The 19,342-nt window shown below is 39.2% G+C and carries 20 protein-coding genes and 1 other annotated feature; of the genes, 18 read left to right on the plus strand and 2 right to left on the minus strand.

What is annotated here, in order from left to right:
• Positions 1-33 precede the first annotated feature (33 nt).
• The 13 genes from coaE to BMZ31_RS06100 all read left to right on the plus strand — a co-directional run bounded on the left by coaE (position 34) and on the right by BMZ31_RS06100 (position 11,838).
• Positions 34-630: a dephospho-CoA kinase gene (coaE, locus tag BMZ31_RS06040; RefSeq protein WP_090830832.1), complete on the plus strand. Its 597-nt coding sequence runs from the start codon at positions 34-36 to the stop codon at positions 628-630.
• A 376-nt stretch (positions 631-1,006) separates the two neighbouring features.
• Positions 1,007-2,041, plus strand: a complete 1,035-nt coding sequence (locus BMZ31_RS06045; protein WP_090830833.1) for a glyceraldehyde-3-phosphate dehydrogenase — start codon at positions 1,007-1,009, stop codon at positions 2,039-2,041.
• Between the two features lie 320 nt (positions 2,042-2,361).
• A complete protein-coding gene (gene speD, locus BMZ31_RS06050; RefSeq protein WP_090830834.1) occupies positions 2,362-2,742 on the plus strand; it encodes an adenosylmethionine decarboxylase in 381 nt (126 codons plus the stop codon).
• A gap of 166 nt (positions 2,743-2,908) precedes the next feature.
• A complete protein-coding gene (locus tag BMZ31_RS06055) occupies positions 2,909-3,307 on the plus strand; it encodes a hypothetical protein (protein ID WP_090830835.1) in 399 nt (132 codons plus the stop codon).
• Between the two features lie 107 nt (positions 3,308-3,414).
• Positions 3,415-3,870, plus strand: coding sequence for a transcriptional regulator NrdR (gene nrdR / locus BMZ31_RS06060; RefSeq protein WP_090830836.1), 456 nt, complete (start codon positions 3,415-3,417; stop codon positions 3,868-3,870).
• 67 nt (positions 3,871-3,937) lie between these two features.
• Positions 3,938-5,341 carry a replication initiation and membrane attachment family protein gene (locus tag BMZ31_RS06065; protein ID WP_090830837.1) on the plus strand — a complete coding sequence of 468 codons (1,404 nt, stop codon included), beginning with the start codon at positions 3,938-3,940 and terminating at the stop codon, positions 5,339-5,341.
• A gap of 15 nt (positions 5,342-5,356) precedes the next feature.
• A complete protein-coding gene (gene dnaI / locus BMZ31_RS06070) occupies positions 5,357-6,295 on the plus strand; it encodes a primosomal protein DnaI (protein WP_090830838.1) in 939 nt (312 codons plus the stop codon).
• Positions 6,296-6,654: 359 nt separating this feature from the next.
• Positions 6,655-7,521, plus strand: a complete 867-nt coding sequence (locus BMZ31_RS06075; RefSeq protein WP_090830839.1) for a putative sporulation protein YtxC — start codon at positions 6,655-6,657, stop codon at positions 7,519-7,521.
• A gap of 411 nt (positions 7,522-7,932) precedes the next feature.
• The gene (thrS, locus tag BMZ31_RS06080; protein ID WP_090830840.1) at positions 7,933-9,864 is read left to right on the plus strand and encodes a threonine--tRNA ligase; all 1,932 of its coding nucleotides are present in this window, start codon (positions 7,933-7,935) and stop codon (positions 9,862-9,864) included.
• A gap of 237 nt (positions 9,865-10,101) precedes the next feature.
• Positions 10,102-10,240, plus strand: a sequence feature (ribosomal protein L20 leader region).
• A 127-nt stretch (positions 10,241-10,367) separates the two neighbouring features.
• Positions 10,368-10,889 (plus strand): translation initiation factor IF-3, encoded by a 522-nt coding sequence (gene infC / locus BMZ31_RS06085; RefSeq protein ID WP_175478042.1) that lies wholly within the window; start codon positions 10,368-10,370, stop codon positions 10,887-10,889.
• Between the two features lie 15 nt (positions 10,890-10,904).
• Positions 10,905-11,105: a 50S ribosomal protein L35 gene (gene rpmI, locus BMZ31_RS06090; RefSeq protein WP_090759139.1), complete on the plus strand. Its 201-nt coding sequence runs from the start codon at positions 10,905-10,907 to the stop codon at positions 11,103-11,105.
• A gap of 33 nt (positions 11,106-11,138) precedes the next feature.
• Positions 11,139-11,495: a 50S ribosomal protein L20 gene (rplT, locus tag BMZ31_RS06095; protein WP_090830842.1), complete on the plus strand. Its 357-nt coding sequence runs from the start codon at positions 11,139-11,141 to the stop codon at positions 11,493-11,495.
• A gap of 61 nt (positions 11,496-11,556) precedes the next feature.
• Positions 11,557-11,838 carry a DUF1294 domain-containing protein gene (locus tag BMZ31_RS06100; protein WP_090830843.1) on the plus strand — a complete coding sequence of 94 codons (282 nt, stop codon included), beginning with the start codon at positions 11,557-11,559 and terminating at the stop codon, positions 11,836-11,838.
• Positions 11,839-12,031: 193 nt separating this feature from the next.
• Here the strand turns inward: BMZ31_RS06100 and BMZ31_RS06105 are convergent, their stop codons facing one another.
• A complete protein-coding gene (locus tag BMZ31_RS06105) occupies positions 12,032-12,412 on the minus strand; it encodes a sigma-w pathway protein ysdB (protein ID WP_090830844.1) in 381 nt (126 codons plus the stop codon).
• Between the two features lie 110 nt (positions 12,413-12,522).
• On the opposite strand from BMZ31_RS06105, the gene BMZ31_RS06110 reads away from it, so the two are divergent.
• Positions 12,523-13,014 carry a dUTP diphosphatase gene (locus tag BMZ31_RS06110; RefSeq protein WP_090830845.1) on the plus strand — a complete coding sequence of 164 codons (492 nt, stop codon included), beginning with the start codon at positions 12,523-12,525 and terminating at the stop codon, positions 13,012-13,014.
• A 74-nt stretch (positions 13,015-13,088) separates the two neighbouring features.
• Positions 13,089-14,174, plus strand: a complete 1,086-nt coding sequence (locus BMZ31_RS06115) for a M42 family metallopeptidase (protein ID WP_090830846.1) — start codon at positions 13,089-13,091, stop codon at positions 14,172-14,174.
• A gap of 149 nt (positions 14,175-14,323) precedes the next feature.
• Here the strand turns inward: BMZ31_RS06115 and sspI are convergent, their stop codons facing one another.
• Entirely contained in the window at positions 14,324-14,530 is a 207-nt protein-coding gene (gene sspI / locus BMZ31_RS06120; RefSeq protein WP_090830847.1) for a small acid-soluble spore protein SspI, read from the minus strand.
• Between the two features lie 118 nt (positions 14,531-14,648).
• Between sspI and BMZ31_RS06125 the strand changes: the two genes are divergently transcribed.
• From BMZ31_RS06125 to pheT, 3 genes are all read left to right on the plus strand, one after another.
• Entirely contained in the window at positions 14,649-15,407 is a 759-nt protein-coding gene (locus BMZ31_RS06125; protein ID WP_090830848.1) for a TrmH family RNA methyltransferase, read from the plus strand.
• 402 nt (positions 15,408-15,809) lie between these two features.
• Positions 15,810-16,847 (plus strand): phenylalanine--tRNA ligase subunit alpha, encoded by a 1,038-nt coding sequence (gene pheS / locus BMZ31_RS06130; protein ID WP_090830849.1) that lies wholly within the window; start codon positions 15,810-15,812, stop codon positions 16,845-16,847.
• Positions 16,848-16,867: 20 nt separating this feature from the next.
• The gene (gene pheT, locus BMZ31_RS06135; RefSeq protein ID WP_090830850.1) at positions 16,868-19,282 is read left to right on the plus strand and encodes a phenylalanine--tRNA ligase subunit beta; all 2,415 of its coding nucleotides are present in this window, start codon (positions 16,868-16,870) and stop codon (positions 19,280-19,282) included.
• Positions 19,283-19,342 lie beyond the last annotated feature (60 nt).

Below are 19,342 nucleotides of genomic sequence, written 5' to 3' on the forward strand. Positions count from 1 at the left end.
AGGATCGATTATGAAAAAAGAAAGGGATTTGTCATGGCAATAGTCATAGGTTTGACAGGTGGAATTGCGAGTGGAAAAAGTACGGTTTCCAACATGCTTAGAGAACTCGGCTGCACTGTCATAGATGCAGATTTGGAAGCAAGGTTCGCTGTAAACAAGGGTGAACCTGCTTATGAGGAAATTGTAAAGACATTCGGAGAAGAAATTCTTTTAGAAGATGGCGAGATTGATAGACAAAAGCTCGGGTCGATTATTTTTCACGATGAAGAGAAAAGGCAAGTGCTAAACAATATCGTCCACCCTGCTGTCAGAAGGAACATGACTTCGAAAAAAGAAGTAGCCATTTTGAAAGGTGAAGAAGTGGTCGTACTTGATATTCCGTTATTGTTTGAAAGCAAGCTAACGTATATGGTCGAGAAAACATTGCTCGTGTACGTTAATTATGATGTACAATTGCAACGTTTAATGAAACGTAATGATTTCACGGAATCTGAGGCGCTTGCGAGAATTCAATCACAAATGCCTTTATCGGAAAAAATCGCACTTGCGGATGCTGTGATCGATAACAATGGCGATTTGGAACACACAAGAAATCAACTTTTGAGCATACTTGATAAATGGAGAAGGTAATCATGCCTTCTCTTTTTTTGTGTTTGGTTTTGGTGGTATGTGAGCCAGAAAGGAGATGGGAAAGTTAATTTCCCGTTTTATGCAGATTTATTCCCTTTTCCTGAGATATATTTCCGTTTCGCAAGTTATTTTCCTTTCATGCTTCAGCTTTTTCCCGTAAATCTAGATATTTTCCCTTTCCCTCCTGAGCACCTCATAACTAGTCCAAAAAAATACATTATGGCTTGTTGGATTGTCTAATTAGCCTAATTATTTACTGAATTATTAAACATTTTCAAAATCCGCATTTTATACATCACAAATAAAGGTTAATATGTTATACTAATTACTATAAAAGATGTTAATGAGTATAACATTAATCGGAAGGGGCCATACAATGAAGGCGAAAATTGCAATTAACGGATTTGGACGTATCGGAAGAATGGTTTTCAGAAAAGCTATCCTTGAACAAGAACTTGAGGTTGTGGCCATAAATGCGAGTTATCCTGCTGAAACTTTAGCGCACTTATTGAAATATGATACAACACATGGACAATTCGTAGGAGAAGTAACTCCTTTAGAAGACGAGTTAATTGTAAATGGCAAGCGAGTGAAGTTACTAAGTGAACGTAACCCTGAAAACTTGCCGTGGAAAGAACTTAATATTGATATTGTTATAGAAGCAACAGGTAAATTCAACTCACGTGATAAAGCAAGTCTACATCTTGAAGCTGGTGCTAAAAAGGTGATCCTAACAGCTCCAGGGAAGAATGAGGATATCACAATTGTAATGGGTGTAAATGAAAGCGCATTAATTCCAGGTGAGCATGACATTATCTCTAATGCGTCATGTACGACAAACTGCTTGGCACCTGTAGCAAAAGTGTTGGATGAGAAATTTGGAATTGTGAATGGTTTGATGACAACTGTTCATGCTTATACAAATGATCAGAAAAATATTGATAATCCTCACAAGGATTTAAGAAGAGCAAGAGCATGTGGGCAATCCATCATTCCTACAACAACAGGAGCGGCAAAAGCTCTTGAACTTGTGCTGCCACAACTAAAAGGCAAGCTTCATGGAATGTCACTTCGTGTTCCTACACCTAACGTTTCTCTTGTAGATTTAGTAGTAGATTTGAAGAGAGAAGTTACGATTGATGAAATTAATGAAGCATTTATCGAAGCTTCAAATGGGGCGTTAAAAGGGATTTTGAGCTTTACAGAAGAGCCGCTTGTTTCAGTAGATTTCAATACAAATGAGCATTCTGCGATCATTGACGGTCTATCTACGATGGTGATTGGTTCTACTAAAGTAAAGGTGCTAGCTTGGTATGACAATGAGTGGGGTTACTCTTCAAGAGTTGTCGATTTGACAAAGTATGTAGTGCAGGAAATGTCGAGTTCTACACAAGTAAAGGTTGCCAATTAATTTAAGATGCATATAATAGAAGCGTACTGTTTGTAAACGGTACGCTTATTTTTATGGTATGAATAACGAAATCGATCATCGTGTGTTTGAAAGTGGTTATTTACATTAGACAATTCTCACATAAAAAAATTAGTTTGATAGGTTGCAAAAAAAATATAAACAAAGTATACTAGTCATCGTGAACTTCTTGAAATTAGGTAGCGATTAATTACTTAAAGGGTTAGGACCTCTCTGGACTAACTTTCCCCCGTGGTAGTTACAAAGATACCATCTTTATTCGATTTCAAGAATGCAGCATAAAAGGTAAGGGGGAATTAAATATGGAAACTATGGGCCGTCACGTTATCTCAGAATTATGGGGTTGCGACTTTGAAAAACTTAACAATATGGAATTAATTGAACAAACTTTTGTTGAAGCTGCTTTAAAATCAGGTGCTGAAATTCGCGAGGTTGCGTTCCACAAATTTGCTCCTCAAGGCGTAAGTGGAGTAGTTATCATCTCTGAATCACACTTAACAATTCACAGCTTCCCAGAACATGGTTATGCAAGTATCGATGTTTACACTTGTGGCGATTTAGATCCTAACATTGCTGCTGATTATATTGCTGAAGCATTAAATGCTCAAACGCGCGAGAACATCGAAATTCCACGCGGCATGGGTCCTGTTCAAGTAAAACAGTCCCAATCTAAAGCTCTTTAATCCTAAAATATGAATGTTATCACGAGGAGTGTAAATGTACACTCCTTTTTATTTTGTCTCGGAAATGAAAGCGTGGTACAGTTTGTGTAGATCATCTTTAAGCATTTAGTATATCTAATTTTAGGTATGATAAAAGTAAATGAATTGTTAAAGGAAGTAGATGTGTATGTTGAAAAAATTATTTCAGCGTTTTGAAAAGCATGTGGAAACATCTGAGAACCATATCGATCAGCAATTGCAAACGCATTATTATAAAGCACCCACCAAACAGATTTTTGATACATTGGAAAATATATTTGCGAATCATCCACAATATAAAATCACCAGTTCTGCAAAGGAACATGGGGAAATAGCAATTGAATGTAGTGACATTCAGGCATTCTTGGTGGTTTCGACGATTTCTGTAAAACCTTTAGAATCTGCGGTTGATTTTAACATTACCACCGATAGGTTTTCTTTAATGGGAAATTATTTTCCGCTTAGGAGTAAGATAATTGAATTGAATAAACAAATCGGTGACCACCATCCTTTCATCGGGACTGGATTAAATGGTCAGTCTAAATAGTTGTGCTTGTTTTCATGGACTCTTTTTTATAAGATAATAACTAGAAATGTATGTATTTACGATGCAGTTTGCTAATCAGATAAAACAAGGATTTGGAGCTGAAAACAATGAAATGTCCTTCATGCCAGAACAATGGCACTCGTGTCCTTGATTCCCGTCCGGTTGACGAGGGGCGTGCAACCCGCCGCAGGCGTGAATGCGAACAATGTGGATACAGATTTACCACCTTTGAAAAAGTGGAAGAAATCCCTTTGATTGTTGTGAAAAAAGAAGGAACACGTGAAGAATTTAGCCGTGATAAGATTTTACGTGGTTTGATTAAAGCATGTGAAAAGAGACCGGTGGCATTGAAACAACTGGAAGAAATCACTTCAGAAGTAGAAAAAGAACTTCGTAGCCAAGGGGTTTCTGAAGTAAAGAGTGATGCAGTTGGAGAAATGGTGATGGATAGGCTTGCGGTAATCGATGAGGTTGCTTATGTAAGATTTGCCTCTGTTTATCGTCAATTTAAGGACATCAATGTATTCATTGAAGAATTAAAGGAACTGATTAAGAAAGAGTAATCTTAGTAGAGCTAAAGCAATCTTTGGCTCTTTTTTTCACTATAGAAGAGAAAGAGGTTTAAAGATTATGGCCCAGCATTGGCAGGAAATCATCCCAATAGACCGCTATACTGTGGCTGCGAATGGGCTGTTACACGAATATGACCGGAAAGTGCTTACCTTTTTGTATCAGCCACTTATTGGTGCACAATGTTTAAGCTTATATATGACTTTGTGGGCAGAGGTTGAAGAGAATCGTCTATGGTCTGAGTCTTCTTCCCACCACATATTAATGAACCTGATGGATATGAACTTAAAGGATATTCACGCAGCAAGGTTAAAACTTGAAGGGATTGGCCTCTTAAAGGTTTTTATGAAAGTGGAGGAAGAAGAACGCTCCTTCATTTATGAACTGCAACCGCCGTTAGATCCTGAACAATTTTTCCTTGATGGTATGTTAAATATCTTTTTGTATAAAAAAATTGGCAAAAATCATTTTGCCAGATTAAAAAGATTTTTCTGTGACCAGAAGAGGTCCACTGCAGACGGTCACAAAGAAGTGACTCGTGCCTTCCAGGACGTTTATGCCTCTGCAACACCGGGTTCTCTTCAATACCATTCTGATGCCAGTGAGGACCTTAACGTAAAAGGCGATCAGACTTTTATCGGTCGAAAAGAACAAAAGTCCATTCAGGTTGACCGAGAAAGTTTTGATTTCGAGTTGCTGTCTGCAGGGCTGAGTGAGACGCTTCTGCCGAAAAAGGCACTAAATGCAAAAGTGAAGGATGCGATTAGCAATCTAGCATTCCTTTACGAAATTGATCCAATCCAAATGAAGAATATCCTTTTAAGTGCATTAAATGAAGAGGCTGAAATTGATATAGAAGAATTGCGTAAGGCAGCAAGAGATTGGTATCAGTTCGTTCATCATGATCAGCTTCCAAGTCTCATTGAACGCACTCAACCTCCTTTGTACCAATCGCAGAAAAAAGAACCGGAAACACAAGAAGAAAAGTTGATTCGCTATTTTGAAACGGCCTCGCCACTTCAGGTGCTCAAAGATTTGTCCGGCGGTGCCGAACCATCTCAGTCTGACTTGAAAATCATTGAAGAAGTGATGTTCAAGCAAAAGCTGAATCCTGGTGTGGTCAATGTTCTCATACAATATGTAATGCTGAAAACGGATATGAAGCTAACAAAAGGGTATATTGAAAAAATCGCAAGTCATTGGGCTAGAAAAAAGGTGAAAACAGTTAAGGAGTCTATGGACCTTGCTAAGAGCAATAACAAGCAATACCTTGAATGGGCCAATGGAGCAGGAACTGCTAAGGGACAAGGACGTAGCAATAAGAAGCCAATACGTACAGAGATGATTCCTGATTGGTTTAATGAGGATGAGAAGAAAACGGTTGATGCACCAAAACCATCTGATGATGATGTGGAAGCCAAGAAGAAAGCGATTCAAGAGAAATTGAAATCGTTCCGTAAATAGGAGGTGGCTGATTCTATGGAAAATATCAATCAGACATTGAGGCGGCTAGCCTCTAACACAGATTTTCAAAAAAGATATGAAAAAATGCGTAATGATACATTAAACCACCCAGAGGTAAAAGCCTTCTTAGCAGAACATAGGGATGCTATTACTTCAGAGATGGTGGAGAAAAGTTTAGGGAAGCTATACGAATATACAAACCAAAGCAAAGAATGCTCGAAGTGTCCTAGTTTAGATGGATGCATAAATATCATGCAAGGATACCATCCTGAACTTATTATTCAACGCAACTCTATCGACCTTCAATACGAGCGTTGTCCTAGAAAAATCATGAATGATGAAAAAAGAAAAAATCAAAAGCTAATTCGAAGCCTCCATGTTCCTGGGGAAATATTGCGTGCTTCTTTTGATGATCTTCACATGGAAGGCGATGCACCAGGACGTTTGGATGCTGTTGATAAGGCTGCCTCATTTGTCATGAACTATCAAGCTGGCAAAAGTCAAAAAGGCTTATATTTTTATGGGAAGTTCGGGGTTGGCAAGTCTTACTTGTTAGGTGCGATTGCAAATGAGCTCGCTAAAAAACATGTGTCATCAATGATCGTTTATGTGCCTGAGTTACTACGAGAAATGAAGAGCGCTATTGGTGATTCTACCTTAAATGAAAAAATAGAAGCAGTTAAACGGGAACCTGTTCTTATGTTAGATGACATAGGTGCGGAAACCATGTCAAGTTGGACACGGGATGAAGTGATGGGACCAATCCTTCAATTCAGGATGCTGGAGAATTTGCCAACCTTGTTTACTTCTAACTTTGATTTTGATGGACTAGAACATCATTTGACGTACAGTCAACGCGGTGAAGAAGAGAAAATAAAAGCGCGTCGAATCATGGAGCGGATACGCTACTTAAGTGAACCTGTCTTACTTGGTGGACCTAATCGACGTAAATAGAAGTGTGAAATATCATCCGTATCATGGATGGTGTTTCGCACTTCTTTTTTATTCTGGGCTCTGTTTAAGCTCGTTGTTGATTTTGGCACGTTGTTGATTGGAGTGGAAGGCGCTTGACTCCTGAGGGGTTAGCGTTACAAGCGAGACCCCGCAGGAGCGCTAGCGACGAGGAGGCTCGGCGAACGCCCCCCGGAAGTATTTGTTCTTGGAAAAGCCGGCATTAGGGATTTTTCATAATTCGTCTAGGAAAGCAAGCGACTGGAGCGGAAATCAACAGGTAATTTTAACAGAGCCTTATTCTAAAATGGCCAAGTTCCCCATATACATGGAATAGAGATTTTGGAAAAGGGGGGATTTGGTTGGTTGAAATCATCTTCCAATGCAAACAAGATGCAACCCGGCTATATAGCCATTTACTATTAAGACTAAAAAGCAATACTGACATTCAACAAATTCTTCTTATTGAAGATCGATATATAGTTAGAATCATGACCGAAAATTTGATGCCAGAATCACTTTCAAGTGTAAAAGATGCTTTTCATGATTATATTATGAAAATTAAACGAAACGATTGGTTCAGGGACATACTTAGGAATCAATATTACTACGAGGACGTGGAGGAACAAGATCACATCATAGAATTAATTCTGTCCATTTTAGAAGGTAATCGAGAAGATCTGGCCGCTTTGGTAAGAGTAGAATATGAAGAAGGGGAAATGAAAGCGGCAATTGAACAGGTTTTTTTGGACAAAGTTTCTTTTTCATTTGATTCATTTATTAAATTTCGACTGAAAACCTATATGCAACACTTGGTAGCCTATGTATCCATATCTATTGATGAATATAAAATGGAGCAGGAATATCAAATGTTCATTCAAACTCTAAGGAATTTTCTTGCGGAAAGAGAGCCGAAAATGAGGCAGCTCCATGTTGTATTTGATGAGGATATCACCTTTTATGATGAGCAGGCCATAAGGATTCAAAGGTCTGACTTAATCAAAATGATTGACCGTAAATTGCTTGTCAATCACCCTATTTATGTTGACTCTGTTTCGATTGCACCATTATTGTCGATTGCTCCTGAACAGATTTTTCTTTATTGCCTTGATCGGGATATTCCTATAATCAGGACTATTGAAAATATTTTTGAAGAAAGAATTGTTCTGAGGACGATCTCAAGTTTTCATGACTTACATCCAACTGTTTATAAAGAGCATACAAACTAATCGATTTCTTTTAACATTCTGTTGGCCTAATTTCTATTTAGATGCTTGATTTTTCAAAATGAACTAATTATAATTACGTACATAGTTATATAATCAAGCAAAAGTAATGATAAGGACAACAGTATCCATTTACGGTTCCCAGAGAAGGAAGACATGGCTGAAAGCTTCCTAACACGAAATGAGTTGCTTACCACCTTTAAACTTCAATCATGAACGCCATGTATGGTTTTCCATCATGCCAATTATTGATTGACGGAAACAGCCGTTATCTGTTCCTAAAGTCGTTGAGTGATTGTATAATCATGTTCAATGAGAAATTGGGTGGAACCACGTGTTTAACAACTCGTCCCTTGTACCAGGGACGGGTTTTTTGTTTTTTCCAAGAAAGGTCAGAATAAAGGAGGATTTATCATGTCAGACGTAGTAAAAATTTCATTTCCAGACGGTAATATAAAAGAGTTTCCTAAAGGGACAACGACTGAAGATATCGCTTTCTCCATAAGCCCAGGCTTAAAGAAAAAAGCTATTGCTGGAAAATTTAATGGTCAAATGTACGACCTTCGTCGTCCTATTGAAGGTGATGGGTCAATTGAAATCGTAACACCTGATTCAGCGGATGCTTTAGAAGTATTACGTCACAGTTCCGCACACTTAATGGCTCAAGCGATCAAAAGACTTTATCCTGAGGTTAAATTGGGAATCGGTCCTGTAATCGAGAGCGGATTCTATTATGATATTGATCTTGATGTGTCTTTGACTCCAGAAGATCTTCCGAAAATCGAAAAAGAAATGTCAAAGATTATCAACGAAAACATTGATGTTGTTCGAAAAGAAGTGAGCCGTGATGAGGCGGTTCAACTTTATAAGGAGATTGGCGACGAGTACAAACTTGAATTAATCGAAGCCATTCCTTCTGGGGAAACTGTAACAATCTATGAGCAAGGTGAATTCTTCGACCTTTGCCGTGGGGTCCATGTTCCTTCCACAGGAAAATTAAAGGAATTTAAATTGTTGAGCATCGCTGGTGCATACTGGCGCGGAAACAGTGACAACAAAATGCTTCAGCGTATTTATGGAACTGCTTTCTTCAAGAAAGAAGATTTGAAAGAACATCTTCGCCTTTTAGAAGAAGCAAAGGAAAGAGATCATCGTAAAATTGGTAAAGAATTGAGCCTATTTACGAATAATCAATTGGTTGGTCAAGGCTTACCAATTTGGCTTCCAAAAGGTGCGACAATCCGCCGTACAATTGAACGTTACATCGTGGATAAAGAGGTTCGTCTTGGCTACAATCACGTATATACACCAGTAATGGGAAGTGTTGATTTATATAAAACTTCTGGTCACTGGGCTCACTATCAAGAAGATATGTTCCCAGTTATGGAGATGGATAATGAGCAGCTAGTTCTGCGTCCGATGAACTGTCCTCACCATATGATGGTGTACAAAAATGCCATCCACAGTTATCGTGAATTCCCAATCCGCATAGCGGAACTTGGAACTCAACACCGTTATGAAATGTCGGGTGCCCTTTCTGGATTGCAGCGTGTACGCGGGATGACTTTGAATGATGCTCACATCTTCGTTCGTCCAGATCAAATAAAGGATGAATTCAAGCGTGTAGTACAGCTTGTTATGGAAGTATACAAAGACTTTGGTCTAAATGACTATTCTTTCCGCCTATCCTATCGTGATCCAGCGGATAAAGAGAAATATTTCGATGATGATAATATGTGGGAAAAAGCACAAGGCATGCTGAAAGATGCGATGGATGACCTTGGTCTAGACTACTTCGAAGCAGAAGGCGAAGCTGCTTTCTACGGACCTAAGCTTGACGTCCAAGTTAGAACAGCCCTAGGAAAAGATGAGACTTTATCTACAGTTCAACTTGATTTCTTGTTGCCTGAACGCTTTGACTTAACTTATGTTGGGGAAGATGGAAAACCTCATCGTCCAGTCGTAATCCACCGTGGAGTCGTATCGACAATGGAAAGATTTGTTGCCTTCTTGATTGAAGAATATAAAGGTGCATTCCCAACATGGCTTGCTCCTACTCAAGTACAGGTAATCCCGGTATCTCCGGATGCGCACTACGAGTATGCACGTGAAGTACAGGAGCAATTACAGGCAGAAGGCTTCCGTGTTGAAATGGATAGCCGTGATGAGAAAATCGGCTATAAAATCCGTGAAGCACAGATGCAAAAAACTCCTTACATGCTAGTTGTTGGAGATAATGAAGTAAGTGAGAAAGCTGTAAACGTTCGTAAATACGGTGAACAAAAATCGGAAACAGTTCCGTTTGCAGAATTTATCGCTGCATTAAAAGAAGAAGTGAAGAAGTAATAATTTAGAAAAGAGGGGGGAACCTCTCTTTTTTTTATGGCAAAAAGTTTGAACGTATGGTTCCATTTAAGGAGCTTAGTTTAATGGAACAATCAGGAAATAGGATTAAATATAAAAAAACTATTGTAATGCCCCTAATAGTTTGATACAATTCAATTCGTTGCCATATTAAATGGCTGTTTGACAGAACATCATGAATTGTGATATAGTTGCTTAGGTAAAATTGAATACGTGTTTGAGGAAAAGAAGAAGCACCCGCTTCTCACCTGGTTGACGCAATGGCAGTTGGCAGGTTTACGTGAACGAATGTGTAACATTGACTATGTTTCGTAAAGTGTGGGTGAATTCATGAATTCATCCGCACTTTTTTGTTTATGTATATGACAAACCCTTGCCGATATAACCTGGTGTCAATGTGTCTAAGTTGAGGGATTTCAGCAACACTGACAAACTTGATTCTTGACCTAAACGTTGTATTCGTCACATTACCTTGGAGGTGGCTAATTATTAGCAAAGACGCGATGTTACTAAATGATGGAATTCGTGCTCGTGAAATTCGTCTTATTGACCAAAACGGCGAGCAATTAGGAATTAAATCAAAAAATGAAGCGTTGGAAATTGCAGCGCGCGTGAATCTCGATCTAGTACTTGTTGCCCCGAATGCAAAACCGCCAGTAGGACGTATCATGGACTACGGTAAGTTCAAATTCGAACAACAAAAGAAAGAAAAAGAAGCACGTAAGAACCAAAAAATCATCACAACTAAAGAAGTTCGTCTTAGCCCAACGATTGATGAGCATGACTTTAACACAAAGTTAAAGAATGCTATCAAATTCCTTGAAAAAGGCGATAAGGTAAAAGCTTCTATCCGCTTTAAGGGTCGTGCGATTACCCATAAAGAAATTGGACAGCGTGTTTTAGATCGTTTTTCTGAAGCATGTAAAGAAGTTGCTACGATCGAATCTCATCCAAAAATGGATGGACGTAGCATGTTCTTAGTCTTGGCACCTAAAAACGACAAGTAATGAGGAGGAATTCCAATGCCAAAAATGAAAACTCACCGCGGCGCTGCAAAGCGTTTCAAGAAAACGGGATCTGGTAAATTGAAGCGTTCACACGCTTATACAAGTCACTTATTCGCTAACAAGTCTACAAAAGCGAAACGTAAACTTCGTAAAGGATCTCTTGTTTCTAAAGGGGATTTCAAACGTATTCGTTTCTTATTAACAAACCTTAAATAATTTCGAATGATTGATATATAGGAGGGAAATTACATGCCACGTGTAAAAGGCGGTACAGTTACTCGCAGACGTCGTAAAAAAGTAATTAAATTAGCAAAAGGTTATTACGGTTCCAAACATACATTATACAAGGTTGCTAACCAACAGGTAATGAAATCATTAATGTATGCATTCCGCGACCGTCGCCAGAAAAAGCGCGACTTCCGCAAACTTTGGATCACTCGTATCAATGCAGCTGCTCGTATGAACGGTCTTTCTTATAGCCGTTTAATGCATGGCTTAAAGCTTGCAGGTATCGATGTAAACCGTAAAATGCTTGCTGAGCTTGCTGTAAGCGATGCTAACGCATTTACTCAATTAGCAGAAGCTGCTAAAAAGCAATTCAACTAATTCACATAAGGCCATTCTCTTTTAAAGAGGATGGCTTTTTTCATAAAGGGAAGTGTATCTGATGGAAGTATTACTTGTCGCTTTTTTAATCATGAACTTCATAGGATTTGCAATTATGGGGATAGATAAACAAAAAGCAAAGAAAAATCAGTACCGTATTTCTGAAAATACGCTGTGGATGACCGCGCTATTTGGCGGCGCAATCGGGACGACAGTGGGGATGAAATTTTTCAGGCACAAAACAAAACACACCTCATTTAAATGGGGGTTTCCTTTTCTTGGAATAATAGAATTATTGATCTTTTTTTACCTATTGTTTGATGCAAAGGCTGTTTTCGCATAGATTGTTGCTTTACGAAAAAGGCAACAACACGAATGAATTCTTATTTCGTGCTCTTTTCATTAATATGAAATTCTGCACGCTAAATTCCTAATGGTTTCAATATAGAAAAAGCCCTACAGCCGGCTTTTTCTTATTCCAATAAAAACAAATTCACGAAAAGAGCCTATGCAAAATAGCCGTGCACATAGCACGGCTATTTATTTAGAAACTCTTTTATAGGACTCTTCCAATCAATTTTTGCAGCAGGATATTCCGTTATGATCTGTGCTTGAATAAAATGAAAGTCTTCTTTACTAATTCCCCTTAACTCAGAGTTTGAATGCGGCCAAACAAAAATGGAAACGACTTCAAAGGAGTTATCCGTTGTGCCCAAGTATTTCTCGCCTTCAAAAACAACGCCTTTATACGTTAACAAGAAGTTCTTTCTGACGTTGTTAGGGTCGTCTAAAAAGTAAAATCTTTTTTGATCCTTTGCATGTTCAAGTTTACGGAGAGGACTGGTCATATATTTAATCGTTGCATACATTGCAAAAACAAATAAAGCTAATAGAAGAAAACGAATTAGCAAAATCATGGGTTTTGTCCTCCTGGTCTTTTTCTAATTTACGAGTGAAAGGGAGAAAGGTTTCAATCAATTAAGTATTTGATATAATTTATTTTGAATTAGAGGAAAAGGTGGTTGCCATGAATCTGAAAAAATTATATGAAATGCAGATGTCGCTTGATACCTACATAGAGACAACACATAACCTTATAGGTGAAGACTTATTTAATAGAAAGGTCCTTGCTTTAATTGTTGAATTAGGAGAATTGGCAAACGAAACCCGTTGCTTTAAGTTTTGGAGCCTAAAGGGGGCTTCGGAAAATTCGGTTATCCTGGAGGAATTTGTGGATGGTGTTCACTTTATCCTGTCTTTGGGTATTGTATGTGGGTTTGAAACAGAACACATTAAACTAAATCATGGACAAGGCATTACTAATATAAATGAACAGTTCCTTGACATATTTACTATTGTCGGTTCTTTTAGGCTTTCAAAGTCCGAAAGTGATTACATACAGCTTTTTGAAAAGTATATGGGGTTAGCCAGTTCATTAGGATTTTCATGGGAAGACATTGAAGAAGCATATATTCGTAAAAATGAAGTAAATTATGAAAGGCAGCAAAAGGGATATTAGCAGAAAATTTGTACATCTCTTAGCTGTAAATGTATAATGAACCGTATAATCTATTTTTTAAGGGAGTCGAGTGAATGGCTAAATTAGATGAAACTTTAACTATGCTCAAAGATTTGACGGACGCAAACGGTATTCCAGGAAACGAACGTGAAGTACGTGAAGTCATGGCGAAATACATAACTCCATTTTCTGACGAAGTGACAACAGATGGACTTGGAAGCTTGATTGCAAAAAAAGTGGGCGTTGAAAATGGTCCTAAAATCATGGTTGCAGGTCACTTGGATGAAGTTGGTTTCATGATTACCAATATCGATGAAAAAGGATTCCTACGCTTTCAGCCGGTTGGTGGCTGGTGGTCACAAGTCATGCTCGCTCAACGCGTGACGATTGTGACAAGAAAAGGCCATGTAACAGGAGTGATTGGTTCAAAGCCTCCACATATCCTATCACCAGAAGCACGTAAGAAACCAGTTGAAATTAAAGATATGTTCATTGATATCGGTGCGAGTAGCCGTGACGAAGCAATCGAGTGGGGAGTGCGTCCAGGGGATATGGTCGTTCCTTATTTCGAATTCACTGTTATGAACAATGAAAAAATGCTATTAGCAAAAGCTTGGGACAACCGTATTGGTTGTGCGATTGCCATTGATGTTTTAAAACAACTTAAGGATACTGCACATCCAAACGTCGTATATGGTGTAGGGACGGTTCAAGAAGAAGTGGGTCTTCGTGGGGCGAAAACGTCTGCTGCTAAGATTCAACCAGATATCGCATTTGGTGTAGATGTCGGCATTGCTGGTGATACTCCAGGCGTTTCCGAGAAAGAAGCGATGGGCAAAATGGGCAAAGGTCCGCAAATCATTCTTTATGATGCGTCTATGGTATCTCATAAAGGCTTGCGTGATCTCGTTACAGACACAGCTGATGAATTTGAAATCCCATATCAGTTCGATGCGATTCCTGGCGGAGGAACAGATTCTGGCGCGATTCACGTATCGCATAACGGTGTTCCGGCATTATCGATTACAATAGCTACTCGTTATATTCACTCACACGCAGCTATGTTGCATCGTGATGATTATGAAAATACAGTGAAATTGATCGTTGAAGTGATCAAGAAACTTGATCAAGATACAGTTGATCGTATTACTTTCGATTAAAAAAATGAAGCCCCGAATATGACTTCGGGGCTTTTTCTATAGGCTCTTTTCGATTTCATAATTCGGCGTGGAAAGTGCATCCTGGAGCGGAAATCAACTACCACTTTCTGTAAAAAAACTGCCCTGCCACTTTAGCAGGACAGCATTCGTTATTTAAGTCCACTTTCTAGAGCTTGAAGCATTTCTTGCTTTTCTTGCTCTGAAGAGTTTTTCCAAATGATTTCAAATAGAACCCCTAATCCAGGAAGCATTTTTTCTTCTCCGTTTTGAATCGCATCTACAATAGTATCTTGAAGTTCAGTTTGAGAATTTCCAGAAACGTTGTGAATTACCGCATTTCTTAAATTTAAACCCATTTGAGCCACTCCTTTCCATTTTTAATACGTATATATCTTTTTCTGATTTTGGTTTAATTATGTATATCTGATAAGCTATAATTAAAAAATTGAACGATGTAATAAAGGAGAGTCCGTTTTGAAATACATACAATCTGAAAACAATCCTCAAGTGAAGCAATGGAGAAAGTTGCTGACACGAAAAGAAAGAGATAAAACTGGAACATTTATTGTAGAAGGTTTTCATTTAGTCGAAGAAGCCCTTAAGCAGAGTGAGACGGTTAGTCAAATTATCTTAAGTGAAGGTATGGAAGTTCCATCAAGATGGAACTATGAAATACCTGGTGTAACGGTTTTACCAGAAGCAATCTTTAAAACCCTATGCGAGACAGAAGCTCCTCAAGGTATTTTGGGGGTTTGCCGACAGAATACAGTTGTGGATAAGCTTGAAGATATGAAGACGTTCTTACTCATTGATGCTGTTCAGGATCCTGGAAATCTTGGTACGATGATTCGTACAGCAGATGCTGCCGGAATTGACGCCGTTATCATTGGGACTGGCAGTGTTGATATATATAACTCGAAAGTTCTCCGTTCCGCACAGGGAAGTCATTTTCACCTTCCTGTCATAAGAGCAGAATTAAAAGACTGGATTGAGAAACTGCAAGACAATCAAATTCCTGTTTATGGTTCCGCGCTAGAAAATGCAGTCAATTTCAAAGAAACTTCAACATCCTCTTCATTTGCCCTTCTTGTAGGTAATGAAGGAAGTGGAGTCAATAAGGAATTGCTTGCTATGACAACATCCAATCTTTATGTACCGCTTTTCGGACAAAGTGAGTCATTAAATGTGGCTGTTGCCGCAGGAATCCTGCTTTATCATTTAAGAACGGTTTGAAACCTAGAAGAAAATAATATATAATAGCAACAAAATGAATAATGAAAAAAACGATGACGGAGAAGAGTAACCTGTTTATGACCTTTAAGGGAGAAGGTGCCCTGGACTGTAAGCACCTTTATGGAAATGACAAGTGAAGTTCACCTCCTGAGTTGACACTAGGACCACAGGGAAAAGCAGTCTAATTGCAAATAAGTACTGCGACATTTAATTGTGTAAAGGTGTATCGGCAAGAGCCGTTATCAGGATGAAGCGAACGTGCTATGGTTATTTTTTATACATACATGTTTAAAAGGGTGGTACCGCGAACTAAAACCTCGTCCCTTACCAGGATGAGGTTTTTTATTTTGCCAAAAAGCGCTTCGCCAATGTCTCAAACAATCACACAAAGGAGGAAGTAAGATGCAAGAAAGATTACAAGAACTACAAGCTGAAGCTTTAGATAAAGTTCAACAAGCTTCAAACTTGAAAGAATTGAATGATGTCCGTGTGGCTTATTTAGGAAAAAAAGGCCCAATTACAGAAGTATTAAGAGGTATGGGCAAGTTGTCAGCTGAAGAACGGCCTAAAATGGGTGCATTAGTAAACGTTGTTCGTGAAGCCATTGAATCTGCAATCGGAACGAAACAGCAATTGCTTGAAGAAGCAGAAGTGCAAGAGAAGCTTGCCTCTGAGTCTATTGATGTAACTTTGCCAGGGCGACCTGTGAAAGTTGGAAACCATCACCCACTTACAAGAATGATTGAAGAAATCGAAGACCTTTTTATTGGAATGGGCTACACAGTTGCTGAAGGACCAGAAGTGGAAAAAGACTACTACAACTTTGAAGCATTGAACCTGCCAAAAGGTCATCCTGCTCGAGACATGCAAGATTCCTTCTATATTACGGAAGAAATTCTTTTGAGAACTCATACTTCTCCTGTTCAAGCTCGTACGATGGAAAAACATAAAGGTCAAGGACCGATCAAGATTATTTGCCCAGGTAAAGTTTACCGCCGTGACAATGATGATGCGACACATTCACATCAATTCATGCAAATCGAAGGGTTAGTTATCGATGAAAACATCAGAATGAGTGATTTAAAAGGAACACTTGAAGTGTTTGCGAAGAAAATGTTTGGTGAAGATCGTGAAATTCGCTTACGTCCAAGTTTCTTCCCATTCACTGAGCCTTCCGTTGAAATGGACATTTCTTGTAAGATTTGTGGAGGAAAAGGCTGTAACGTATGTAAAGGAACAGGCTGGATCGAGATTCTTGGTGCAGGTATGGTTCATCCAAATGTACTTGAAATGGCTGGCTACGATTCGAAAAAATACACAGGCTTTGCTTTTGGAATGGGGCCTGAACGTATTGCCATGTTGAAATATGGCGTTGACGATATCCGTCACTTCTATACAAATGATGTTCGTTTCTTAAAACAGTTTTCAATACATGAATAATATTTAGGAGGAATCACGAAATGTTCGTTTCATATAAATGGTTGCAAGAGTATGTCGACCTTTCTGGCGTGACGGCAGAGCAGCTTGCTGAAAAAATCACGAAGAGCGGGATTGAAGTTGAAGGTGTAGAAGTTCTAAACAAAGGAATTTCTGGAGTTGTTGTCGGATACGTTTTAGAAAGAGAGCAACATCCAAATGCAGACAAACTAAGTAAGTGTCTTGTAGATATTGGTGAGGAAGCTCCAGTTCAAATCATCTGTGGTGCAAAAAACGTGGCTCAGGGACAGAAAGTCGCTGTTGCAAAAGTAGGCGCGGTCCTTCCAGGAGATTTCAAAATCAAGCGTGCTAAGCTACGCGGTGAAGAATCACTTGGTATGATTTGTTCATTGCAGGAATTAGGGATGGAAGGAAAACTGGTTCCTAAAGAATATTCTGAAGGTATCTTCGTATTCTCTAGTGATGCAAAAGTGGGAGAAGATGCACTTGCCCTGTTAAATCGTGACGATGAAGTTTTGGAACTTGGTCTTACACCCAACCGCTCTGACTGCTTAAGTATGCTTGGTGTTGCTTATGAAGTTGCAGCGATTCTTGGAAGAGAAGTAAAGCTCCCTGAAACAAACGTCCAAACAATAAGTGAAAAAGCATCAGATTATATTTCTGTAAGTGTTGAAGCAAAAGAAGAAAATCCATTGTATGTGGCGAAAGTGATCAAAAATATTACGATTGCTCCTTCTCCGATGTGGATGCAAACTCGTTTGATGGCTGCAGGCATTCGTCCTCATAACAATGTAGTAGACATAACAAACTATATTCTTTTAGAATACGGTCAACCATTACATGCATTTGATTACGACAAATTGGGTTCTAAACAAATCCTCGTTCGTAAAGCAGAAGCTGGCGAAGAGATGGTTACACTTGATGAAGCGAAGCGAACGCTTAGTGAAGATCATCTAGTCATCACTAACGGTGAAGTACCAGTTGCTCTTGCAGGTGTAATGGGTGGAGCAAATTCTGAAGTTGGTTCAGAAACTACGACAGTCCTCTTGGAGTCAGCATACTTTACTGGTGCTGTAGTACGTAAGGCGTCTAAGGACTTTGGATTAAGAAGTGAAGCAAGTGCACGTTTTGAAAAAGGTGTCGATCCGAACCGTGTTCGTGCTGCGGCTGAAAGAGCGGCTGATTTGATGGCGCAATACGCTGGTGGAGAAGTGCTTGAAGGTAGCGTTGAAGCTGATACATTAAGTGTTGAACCAGCAGTTGTATCTGTGACACTTGAAAAAATTAACCGCGTACTAGGCACTGAGTTATCAATGAATGATGTGGAGCAGATTTTTGCTAGACTGCAATTCGAAGTGAAAACAGAGGCAGACACGATTACTGTTACAGCACCAACTCGACGTGGAGATATCCAAATCGAAGAAGATTTGATTGAAGAAGTAGCGCGTCTTTACGGTTACGATGAGATTCCTAAAACATTGCCAATTGGTTCATCTACTCCAGGGAGATTGACTCCATACCAGAAGAAACGCCGTATTGTCCGTCAATATCTTGAAGGTTCTGGTCTATATCAAGCAATCACTTATTCACTTACAAGTGAAGAGAAAGTTGCCCAGTATGCATTTGAAGGGAAAGAAGCGATCCGTCTTTCCATGCCAATGAGTGAAGAACGCAGCATGCTGCGCTTGAGCATTGTTCCTCAATTACTGGAAGTATTGAAATATAATGGTGCCCGCCAAAACGATAGCCTTGGTGTTTACGAAACAGGTGCTGTCTTCTTAGTGAAAGAAGGAGAAGAGCTTCCTGAAGAAAGAGAGCATCTTGCAGGAGCAGTAACAGGCTTGTGGAACCAGCACGCTTGGCAAGGAGAGAAGAAAGCCGTTGACTTCTATGTGCTTAAAGGAATCCTTGAAGGTGTATTCGCAAAATTAGGTCTTACTGAACGCATTTCATTTGTTCAGGCAACAGTTGAAGGCCTGCACCCTGGCCGCACAGCTGAAGTAGTGTTAGATGGCGAAAAAATCGGCTTTATTGGTCAAGTTCATCCGAACGTTCAAAAAAATCTAGATTTGAAAGATACTTATGTGTTTGAACTTTCTTTGAAAGCTGTATTGGAAGCTGCAACAGAGCCGTTAAAATATCATGTGATTCCGCGCTTCCCATCGATGACTCGCGACATTGCACTTGTTGTTGAAAAGGAAAAGTCTGCGGGAGAATTGGAAGCTGTTATCGTCGAAGCTGGCGGCAGCCTTCTTAAAGAAGTGAATGTATTTGATTTGTACGAAGGTGAACGTATGGAAGCTGGCAAGAAGTCCATTGCCTTCTCATTAAAATATTCCGATCCGGAACGTACTCTTACTGATGAAGAAGTAACGAAGAATCACGAAAAAGTACTTGCAGCACTTGGCGAAAAAGCTGGAGCTGTTTTAAGAGGCTAATACAAGGAGGAGCAGCTTGGATAAGCTGCTCCTTCCTTTTTATTACGCTCTGTTTAAGGA

It is taken from the genome of Bacillus sp. cl95, assembly GCF_900115925.1.
In the GTDB taxonomy this organism is placed as follows: domain Bacteria; phylum Bacillota; class Bacilli; order Bacillales; family Cytobacillaceae; genus Neobacillus_A.